Raw genomic sequence first — 9,361 nt, forward strand, 5'->3', positions numbered from 1 at the left:
CAAACGAGTGGCGCCTTCACGGACAAGCCCAATAGCTTGTGCACTTGTGACCGATGATCCGCAGACGCGCCCGAATCGCCTCGACCTCGGCCGAGTGTTCAACGAGGTACCGGAGCTCTACGACCGGGTCCGGCCGGGATACCCCGACGAACTGTTCGCGGACCTCGGCACCATCACCGGCATGGACCGAACGTCGTCGGTGCTGGAGGTGGGCTGCGGTACCGGTCAGGCGACGCGCACGCTGGCAACGCTCGGCTGCTCGGTGACCGCCGTCGAACCTGGCGCGGGCATGGCCGCACTGGCTCGGCAGCGGCTCGCTTCCTTCCCCGACGTCGACATCGAAGGGTCGACGTTCGAGGAGTGGGACGACCGCGGCCGACGCTTCGATGTTCTCGTGGCTGCGCAGTCGTGGCACTGGGTCGACCCGTCGATCGGCTGGCAGCGAGCGCACGACGTGCTGTCTCCCGGAGGGTGGATGGCGCTGCTCGGCCACGTCGTCGTCCGCCGGCCGGGCGAGCCGGAGGTGTACGCCGAGACCGCCGATCTGCACGAGAGGTTCTGCCCCGGGAACCCCGACTGGGGTCATCCACCGCTGGAGGAAGAGGTGCGCAGCACCGACGGGGGTTGGGGCCTGGTCGACGGTCCGGGAGGGTTGTTCGGTCCGACGATCGTGCGCTGGTATCCAACTGTTCAATGGTTCGACGGGGATGGCTTCGCCGATCACCTTCGCTCATTGTCGCTGTTTCGGAGGCTCGACCGGGATGTCCGAGAGCCGCTGCTCGACGCCATCGCCGAGCGCATCCGCTCACGCATGGGCGACCGCACGTCACGCCGTTATCTGAGCGTCCTGCGTGTTGGGCAGCGTGCCGAGTGAAGCCAGTGCCCTGCCTCTGGGCTGCGAGATACGGCCTGCGAGGGCTCCCGAGCTTGATGGTCGTAGCCCGGTGCCGGCGGTCGTCCAGCTGAGAAAGTCTGCTTTCGGTGGCGGCAAGGCTGAGGCGCACCCCCTCAGCCGCCGCGGACCCACGCGGTGAACTCGTCGGCGACGCCGGGCGGGTTGGCTTCCTCGGTCTGCCGGGCGATCGCCTCGTAGTACTCCAACTCGTGGACGATCACGGGCACGGTTCGACCGACAGATCTCTCGATCGCGCCGTTCGTATGGAGGGTTCGGGCGAGCTGGCAGCAGGTCTGGTTGAAATGGGACTCGATCTGCGCGGCGAGTGGCCCGACGACTGAATCCCAGTCGGCGAGGTCGGTCGGCTCGTCGTACCAAAGTCCGAGTCCGGTGAGCCACTTCTGGCGAGCTGCGGCCCCGACGGGGTCGTTGGTCAGGTCCCCGACCACAGTCAGCTCATTCTGGATCCAGAAGGCGTAGTTCCAGCGGGCCTCTGCTTCGTCAGAGGCGTCCTGGATGCTGCGTCGAGCCTGGGCTTCAGTGTTGCAGCCGACCGTCAGGGTCGGCTGACGAGGGTCGTCGTCCTCGTTGGCAATGAGGAAGGAGAGGGCGTAGATGTCGCCGGCATCGGCGGCCGGAATGGCCGCGAGGGCCCTCTCGACGAGGCGCTGAAGGTGACCATGGAACGTCATGGTCGGCGGTGTTCTGTCCCCTGAGGTCATGAGTCCCACTGGTCGCAATACTCGATGTGGATCTCACGCGCGTCGCCGAGAACTCCGTCGTTGGAGTGCAGCTCGGTGCAGAAGTGTGGGTAGCTCGGATGGACGGGGACGTATCCGGGGCCGTTCCGGGCGACGTCGAAGAAGTGCCGAGTGGTGTCTCTGAAGACCTTCGCGCTACCGGTCATGAACAGGGTCTCGGCGTGGAGATGCTGGTGAAACAGATCCCGGTTCTCCCGGTGGTGCCGTGCCTCGGGATCAATCGCTTCCGGGGTGTGGCCTGGGTCGGGCAGCGTCACCGTCTGCGGGCGCCCTGGGCCGAGTCGCCCGCGCACTTCCTTCCAGCGTGAGGGCGCGAACTGGAGCGAGTGGTGCAGCAGCACGAGATCAAGCTGTCGGGCGCCGTCTTCTGGAAGCCCGTGGGAGGGGCCACGGTTCCCCCGCATCGGCAGGTGGACCAGCGAACGTGGTGAAGAGGCGGCAAGCGTCCATAGCCCGCCGATTCGCTCCGCGGCCTCATGATCGAGGTAGGCGTCCAGGTGCCGATCATGGTCGACGAGCACGGCGTGGACCAGAGGCCGGGCTGGTCGAATCACCTTGAACTCCGTGGGTCCAAGGCGCACTTGATGGATGGTGACGGGTAGCTTCATCGGTTCTCCGAGACACGGCGGTTGACGTGGGCGGCGTCGGAGACCCAGTGCGCCGCCCACCTCATCCCCCTCCACGAACTTCTCCGGCGCAACGCTAGCCGAGTCACAGCGCATCAGCTCAGCTCGAGGATGCCCTTCAGCTCGCTCAGGCTGTCGATCCGGTACCTTGCCAGGGAAAAGTCGCTGTTTTTCGTGAACTCGTTGTGAACAACGGCGCAATCGATACGGGCCGCCACAGCCGCCGCCAGTCCCCTGGCCGAATCCTCCACGACCAGGGTCTCTTCTCTGGCAGCGCCGAAGCGTTTCAACCCGGCCAGGTAGGGCCCCGGGTGCGGTTTGGCGAGTTCGTAGTCCTCACGCACAATCGCGAATTCCATGAACTGCATGATCTGACGCTTCTCATGGATGACGTGGAAGTCGGCTCGCTTCGCGGTCGTCACGATGGCCATGCGGACGTAAGCCGAGAGTTCGGCGAGAGTGTCCTCGACTCCGTCGATCTCGATGGCCTCAGTCCGCAGGTACTCCTGGTAGTAGCCGTTGCGTGCCTCGCGAACACGGCTGAGGGTCCGGTCGTCGATGCCGGCCGCCTTGGCCTGGGCCCAGGAGCCCGCTCCCCGAGCCATGTCCCGAAGGTACTGATCCTTGTCCAGCGTGAAACCGGCTTCCGCCAGGGCACGTTCCGCGGATCTGAAATACCAGAGCTCGGTGTCGACCAGGACGCCATCGTGATCGAAGAGTACGTATTTCCTCACGGCCTCACCCCTTCCAATGGCCAAGCGTGCCATCTCACGAGGTACGTCAGCCCGTCGCAGCCCGGGACAGGCCCTCCGGGAGCAGGTACCGGTCGGGAGGGATCTGCGTGCCGTGTGCCCAGGCGGTGAAGAAGCCCCGCAGGTCCCGGTGGGAGCGTTCGGCGGCAAGGGTCTCGAACTCGGGCCAGGAGGCGTTGCCGTAGCGGTGTCTGGCCGGCCAGGTCCGCAGGATGTCGAAGAAGGCCTGGTCGCCGACCGTCCGTCGCAGGGCATGCAGCATCAACGGCCCGCGCGCGTACAGCGCGGAGTCGAGCTCCCGACCAGCTCCCGGGTCGTACAGCGGGACGCTCCAGAAGGCCGGATCGGTGCGGTGCTCCTTAACCGTGGCCAGGTAGTAGTCGCGGTCGAGGTCGTCCCCCTGGTGCTCGTACCAGAGCCACTGCGCGTACGTGGCCACGCACTCGGCGACACAACCGTCACGCCAGTCCGTGAAGGACACGCTGTCGCCGTACCACTGGTGGGCGAGCTCGTGCACCATCGCGACGTCGAAGAGTCCGGTGTCGTACGTCGGACGACTCTGCGTCTCCAGGTCGACCGGGCCGGTACCGGACGGACCGGCCAGCACCACGGCCCCGGCCGAGGAGAACGGGTACGGGCCGAACCGGGAGGCCAGGAAGCCCAGGATGTCCTCCTGGAGCGCCTCGGCATCCGGGTCGATCAGCGCGTCGGGGCTGTAGGCGTTGACGACCGGGGTGCCGTCGGGGAGTTCGGAGCTGCGCACGGTGAAGCGGCCGACGGCCACCATGCTCGCGTACGTGGTCAGGGGGCGGTCCTCGTACCAGCGGAAGGTGCGCCGGCCCGTGCCGTCCCGGGTCACCCGGCCGGGCCGGCCGTTGCCGACGGCGCTCCAGCCGTCGGGGACGGTGGCCGTGAGGCGGAAGGTGGCCTTGTCGGACGGGTGGTCGTTGGCCGGGTACCAGGTGGTGGCGGAGTGCGGCTCGCCGCTGATGGCGACGCCGCCGTCGGCCATGGGGTGCCAGCCCTCCCCGACAGGCTTGCCCGAGTACCGCACGCGTACGGAGAAGTCGGCGCCCTTGCGCAGTTCCCGCGCCGGAGTGATCACGAGTTCGTTCTCCCCCTCGCGCTCCACCGAGCGGGCGGTACGGCCGTCGACCGTCACGGACGACACGTCGAACCCTGTCAGGTCCAGGTGGAAGCGGCCCAGATCGGTCAGGGCCCGTGCGGTGACGGTGGTGTCCCCGGTGAGGTGGTCGGGCCGGGCCGGATCGTAGGCGATGCGGACGTCGTAACGGTCGACGTCGTAGCCGGAGTTGCCGTCCGTGGGGAAGTAGGGATCTCCCAGGCCGGGGCCGCCGTCGGCCGCCGACGCGGGGGCCAGGCCGGTGAGCACGCACAGGGCGAGGGCGGCGAGCGGCGGGGCCGCGAGCCGCCTCATCGGCGGTCCTTGGTGACGGCGAGCTGCCAGGTGACGTCGAGCACGGCGTTGGTGCTGGCGGTCTGCACGGCCGGGTCGACGTTGTGGATGTCGTCGCAGGCGCTGTGGATGCAGTCGGAGATGCCGGTGGTGAAACCGGCGACGGGAATGCCCGCGGCCGCGAAGGACTGGTCGTCCGAGCCCGTGTCGCCGATGTCGAAGGTCGGTATCGAGCGGGCGGCGAAGTATTTCTCGAAGGCCTTGGTCGCCTCCTGGGCGCCCTCGGATCCGGCCGGGTCGTGGGTGACCAGCCAGGTCGTGGTGTTGCGGGAGCCGGCCTGGTCGAAGTTGAGGTACGAGCGCACCGAGGAACGCTCGGCGGGCGACAGGGAGTTGACGTAGTGCGCGCTGCCGAACAGACCGCCTTCCTCGGCGCCCCACCATGCGAACCGGAGGTGGCGCTCGGTCGGCAGGTGCGCCTTGGCGACGGCGACCGCCGTCGCGAGGACGGCGGCCGAGCCGGAACCGTTGTCGTTGATGCCAGGGCCGGCCAGGACGCTGTCGAGGTGCGCTCCCACCAGCACGGTCTTGCGGGTGTCCCCGCCCGGCCAGTCGGCGATGACGTTGTAGCCGGTGGCGCCGTCGTGGCTGAACGGCTGGAGAGTGGTGCGGTAACCGGCCTCGTCCAGGACCCGTCTCACATAGGTCACCGACTCCCGGTAACCAGGGGTGCCGTGGGCGCGGTTGCCGCCGTTGCGGTCGGCGATCGACTGAAAGCCCTTCAGATACGGCATGACGCGCTGGGCCGTGACCACCGGCGGACCGGAGACACGCGGGCTCGCGCCGACAGGTGCGGCACCGAACAGGCCGACGGGTACGGCGCCGAACAGGCCGGCGCACAGGACGCCGACGGAGGCGCGGCGCAGGAACGGGCGGGATGCCATGAAGTGGCTCTCCTGTCACTCGTGGAACGGACGGGGCACGACGGTAGGAAGCGGATGTCCCGTTCCGGTCGCGGAATGGTCGGCCCACCGTGGGCGTGCTGTGCGCGTGCTGTCGTCGTGCCGTGGCCGAAGCGGCACCGAAGTCCCAACGGACCCGCATCGGTTGCCGACCGTTTCCCGACACCCGGCGCGGACCATGAGCCGCATGAACCACTTCGACATCGCGGTCCACCGCCGCGTACTCGGCGCTGCCGCTCTCACCGCCGGCGTCCTGCTGCTCACCGGTTGCGCCGGTTCGGGCGACTCCGACGACAAGGGCTCGACGCGGCAGGACGTGGCCTCCCTGCACAGTGAGGCCCCCGACGGAAACGCGGCCGACGGCAACGCGACCGCTCAGGCCACGCCGTCCGCCGACGACGGCCGCCCCCAACTGCGGCTCGACAGTTCGGAGGAGGAGAAGGACCGCTACTGGCACCTGTACGCCGTGTGCCTCAAGGACCACGGGCACAAGATGCTCACGGCACGCGGCCCGGACTCCATCGACCAGTCCGACCACAGCGCCACGGCCAAGGCCGCCACCAAGGCCTGCGCGAACAAACTGCCTTTGCAGCCGCCGGAGTTGGACGAGGCGACGAACCCGCACTACGACGACGACTACCGCGCCTACGTGAAGTGCCTGAACCGCAAAGGGCTCAAGGTCACGGCGCTGCCGGACAACTCCGGTTGGACCTACGACGGCAACACCACGATGAGCGCCGCCCGGCAGAGCCAGGTCGACAGGAGCTGCACCTTGGAGGCGTTCCGTGGCACGACGCGGTAAGGGGGTCGTGGCGCTCAGCGTCGTACTGGTCGCGGGCGTCACGGGCGGGGGCGCGTATGTGTGGCGCGACGTCCATTCCGGACCGGAGAGCAGGGCCTCCGCTCCCGACCGGGTGCGGACCGCCACCGTCACGCGCACCGACCTCTCCGACAGCCGCACCCTGCCGGGCACTCTCGGCTTCGGCACCCCGCACGCCCTCAAGGGCACGGGGCAGGGGATCGTGACCCGGCTGCCGAAGCCCGGGGCCCTGGCGGTCAGGGGCAAGGCGCTGTACCGGATAAACGACCGGCCCGTCCCGGTCTTCTTCGGTGACACGCCCTTCTTCCGTCCCCTGACCAAGACGGGTGTACGCGGTCACGACGTGAGCGTCCTCGGGAACAACCTGCGAGCGCTCGGCTACGCCACGGGCCCGGCCACCGTCGCCAGGAACACCGGTGACGGCGGCGAGGGCGAGGAGTTCACCCCCGCCCTCGCCGCCGCCCTCAAACGCTGGCAGCACGACACCGGGCAGACCGCCACAGGTACGCTCACCCCGGGCCGGGCCGTGGTCCTGCCGGGCCCGGTGCGGGTCGACTCGGTCCAGGCGCAACCCGGCGACGCGGCCGACGGCACGCTGCTCACCTACACCTCCGCCGCCAAGACCGTCACCGTCGCGATGGACGCGACCGACATGGGAACCGTCAAAGCCGGCGACGGCGCCGCCATCACACTGCCGGACGGCAGAACAATTCCCGGCACCGTCAAGGCCCTCAGCCGCACCGTGCAGGGCGGCTCCGCCGAGGAGTCGGCGCAGCAGACAGGACCGGCCACCATCGACGTGACCGTGGCGGCGAACCGGGCCACGGACCTCAAGGGCCTGGACGCGGCCGCGGTACAGGTGCGGTTCGACACCACCACCCGCAAGGGCGTGCTCGCCGTACCCGTGGGCGCGCTGGTCGCCCTGCGGGAGGGCGGGTACGCCGTACAACGCCCGGACGGCACGCTGATCGCGGTGACGACGGGCATGTTCGCGGGCGGGCTGGTCGAGGTGAGCGGCAAGGGAGTGGCCGTAGGCGCCAAGGTGGTGACGGCATCGTGAGCACCCACAGCGCGACCCCCGTCCTCCTCGTCGAGGAGGTCACCAAGAGCCATCCCGGCGGTGTCACCGCCCTGGACCGCGTCTCCCTCCGCGTCGACGCGGGCGAACTCGTCGCCATCGTGGGCCCGTCCGGATCGGGCAAGTCGACGCTGCTGCACATCATGGGCACCCTGGACCGGCCGACGAACGGCAGCGTCCGCATCGCGGGCCACGACGTCCACGCACTGGGCGACCGTCACCTCTCCGCGCTGCGGGCGCGCCTGCTGGGCTTCGTCTTCCAGCACTTCCACCTCACCGACGGGCTCGACGCCACCGAGAACGTCGCCACCGGCCTGCTCTACGCGGGTGTCGCCAGGCGCAGACGAGGACCCCTCGCGCGCGAGGCGCTGGCCCGGGTAGGTCTCGACCACCGGCGCTCCCACCTCCCCCAACAGCTGTCCGGCGGTGAACGCCAACGCGTCGCCATCGCGCGCGCCTTGGTCAACGGGCCGGCGCTCGTGCTCGCCGACGAGCCGACGGGCGCGCTGGACGCGGCCAACGGGGAGGCGGTCCTGCGTCTGCTCGTCGACCTCAACACCCAGGGCACGACCATCGCCGTCATCACCCACGACCGCGACATCGCGGCTCGCCTCCCCCGCCGGGTGGAACTGCGTGACGGCCGCATCACGGCGGATGTCACCGGGGTGGTGAGTGCCGCGTGACGCGCCCGCCGAAAGCCTCCGGCCCCCATCCCGTACGACTGGGTCTCGCGGACATCCTCCGCCTGGGCCTGCTCGGCATCCGCACCCGCGGTCCACGCGCCGCGCTGTCCGCGCTCGGCATCGCACTCGGCATCGCGACTCTCGTCGTCGTGACCTCCGTACCCGCGTCCAGCCAGCAGGCCCTGATGGACCAACTGTCCGCCCTCGGCACCGACATGCTGCGCGTGGCTCCGCAGGCGGACAGCGATCCCCCGGTCGTCCTGCCCGAGACCGCGGACGCCATGGCCGCCCGTATCGGGCCGGTGACGAGCGCGAGCGCGGTCGCCAACACCCACAGGAGCGTACGTCGTTCGGACCGCGCCGACCCTTCCGACGCCTCCGGCATCAGTGTCCTCGCCGCGCGCACCGACCTCCTCCGCTCGGTCCACGGGACCGTCCGCTCCGGCTCGTTCCTCTCCCCCACGTCCGCCCACTTCCCGACCGCGGTCCTGGGCTCCCGCGCCGCCGCGCGCCTCGGGTTCGACCGCGTCCGCCCGGGCCGGGAGACCGGGCAGGTCTACATCGACGGGCACTGGTTCACCGTCATCGGCATCCTCGCTCCCCTGCCGCTCGCCCCCGACCTCGACACCTCCGTCCTGGTCGGCTGGGACGCGGCACGCGAACAACTGGGTTTCGACGGCCATCCCACCGTCGTTTACGTCACGGCCCGCGAGTCGCAGATCGAGGCCGTACGCGCCGTGCTCCCCGCCACGGTCCATCCCCAACTGCCGGGTCTGGTTCAGGTCAGCCGCCCCTCGGACGCCCTGGCCGCCAAGCGCGCCACCCGGCAGACGCTGTCGGTGCTGCTCCTCGGCCTGTCGGGCGTGGCGCTCCTCGTCGGCGGCGTGGGCGTGGCCAACACCATGGTCGTCTCGGTCCTGGAGCAACGCCGCGAGATCGGTCTGCGCCGGGCACTGGGTGCCAGCCGCGGCCAGATCAGGGGGCAGTTCATGGCGGAGTCGGTGGCTCTCTCGGCGCTGGGCGGCTGCGCGGGCACGGCCCTCGGCGCAGCGGTGGCGGCCGGCTACGCGAGGTCCCAGTCCTGGCCCGTGGTGTTCCCCCAACTCACCCTGCTCGCAGGCGTTTTGGGAGCGGTGGCCGTCGGAGCAGCCGCGGGCCTGTACCCCGCCGTACGAGCCTCCCGACTACCACCGACGGAGGCGCTGGCGGCGGTTTGAGGGGTGCGGGGCCGTCCGATGTGCCGGGGTGTATGCGGTGCTGGGCCGGTGAGGGTGCTGTGCGGGGGCGTCAGCGCTGGCGTGCCTTGAAGCGGGGGTCCTTGGCGCTACGGCCGTAGCGGCGCTCGAAGCGCTCCACTCGGCCCGCGG

General features: G+C 69.9%; 10 protein-coding genes. 5 read left to right on the forward strand and 5 right to left on the reverse strand.

Going from position 1 to position 9,361, the window contains the following annotated elements:
* Positions 1 to 46 precede the first annotated feature (46 nt).
* On the forward strand, positions 47 to 874 hold the full coding sequence (locus AQJ54_RS20060; RefSeq protein WP_062239232.1) for a class I SAM-dependent methyltransferase: 828 nt from the start codon (positions 47 to 49) through the stop codon (positions 872 to 874).
* A 134-nt stretch (positions 875 to 1,008) separates the two neighbouring features.
* Here the strand turns inward: AQJ54_RS20060 and AQJ54_RS20065 are convergent, their stop codons facing one another.
* The 5 genes from AQJ54_RS20065 to AQJ54_RS20085 all read right to left on the reverse strand — a co-directional run bounded on the left by AQJ54_RS20065 (position 1,009) and on the right by AQJ54_RS20085 (position 5,395).
* A complete protein-coding gene (locus AQJ54_RS20065; RefSeq protein WP_159055537.1) occupies positions 1,009 to 1,626 on the reverse strand; it encodes a hypothetical protein in 618 nt (205 codons plus the stop codon).
* Positions 1,614 to 2,264, reverse strand: a complete 651-nt coding sequence (locus AQJ54_RS20070) for a hypothetical protein (protein ID WP_062239238.1) — start codon at positions 2,262 to 2,264, stop codon at positions 1,614 to 1,616. The genes AQJ54_RS20065 and AQJ54_RS20070 overlap by 13 nt, the downstream gene beginning before the upstream one ends.
* Before the next feature lie 113 nt (positions 2,265 to 2,377).
* Positions 2,378 to 3,016, reverse strand: a complete 639-nt coding sequence (locus AQJ54_RS20075) for an HAD family hydrolase (protein WP_062239240.1) — start codon at positions 3,014 to 3,016, stop codon at positions 2,378 to 2,380.
* A 46-nt stretch (positions 3,017 to 3,062) separates the two neighbouring features.
* Positions 3,063 to 4,472, reverse strand: a complete 1,410-nt coding sequence (locus AQJ54_RS20080) for a M1 family metallopeptidase (protein ID WP_062239244.1) — start codon at positions 4,470 to 4,472, stop codon at positions 3,063 to 3,065.
* Complete coding sequence (locus tag AQJ54_RS20085) at positions 4,469 to 5,395, reverse strand: M20/M25/M40 family metallo-hydrolase (RefSeq protein WP_062239247.1); 927 nt, start codon at positions 5,393 to 5,395, stop codon at positions 4,469 to 4,471. The genes AQJ54_RS20080 and AQJ54_RS20085 overlap by 4 nt, the downstream gene beginning before the upstream one ends.
* Before the next feature lie 205 nt (positions 5,396 to 5,600).
* Here AQJ54_RS20085 and AQJ54_RS20090 point away from each other — a divergent pair, with 205 nt between their 5' ends.
* The 4 genes from AQJ54_RS20090 to AQJ54_RS20105 are packed head-to-tail and all read left to right on the forward strand — an operon-like array spanning position 5,601 to position 9,211.
* A complete protein-coding gene (locus AQJ54_RS20090) occupies positions 5,601 to 6,215 on the forward strand; it encodes a hypothetical protein (RefSeq protein ID WP_062239250.1) in 615 nt (204 codons plus the stop codon).
* Entirely contained in the window at positions 6,199 to 7,293 is a 1,095-nt protein-coding gene (locus tag AQJ54_RS20095) for an efflux RND transporter periplasmic adaptor subunit (protein WP_248845397.1), read from the forward strand. Before AQJ54_RS20090 ends, AQJ54_RS20095 begins: the two co-directional genes overlap by 17 nt.
* Complete coding sequence (locus AQJ54_RS20100; RefSeq protein ID WP_062239256.1) at positions 7,290 to 7,994, forward strand: ABC transporter ATP-binding protein; 705 nt, start codon at positions 7,290 to 7,292, stop codon at positions 7,992 to 7,994. The genes AQJ54_RS20095 and AQJ54_RS20100 overlap by 4 nt, the downstream gene beginning before the upstream one ends.
* Positions 7,991 to 9,211, forward strand: a complete 1,221-nt coding sequence (locus AQJ54_RS20105; protein ID WP_062239259.1) for an ABC transporter permease — start codon at positions 7,991 to 7,993, stop codon at positions 9,209 to 9,211. Before AQJ54_RS20100 ends, AQJ54_RS20105 begins: the two co-directional genes overlap by 4 nt.
* Positions 9,212 to 9,361: the final 150 nt, after the last annotated feature.

This window comes from Streptomyces griseorubiginosus (assembly GCF_001514195.1).
GTDB classification, from domain to species: domain Bacteria; phylum Actinomycetota; class Actinomycetes; order Streptomycetales; family Streptomycetaceae; genus Streptomyces; species Streptomyces griseorubiginosus.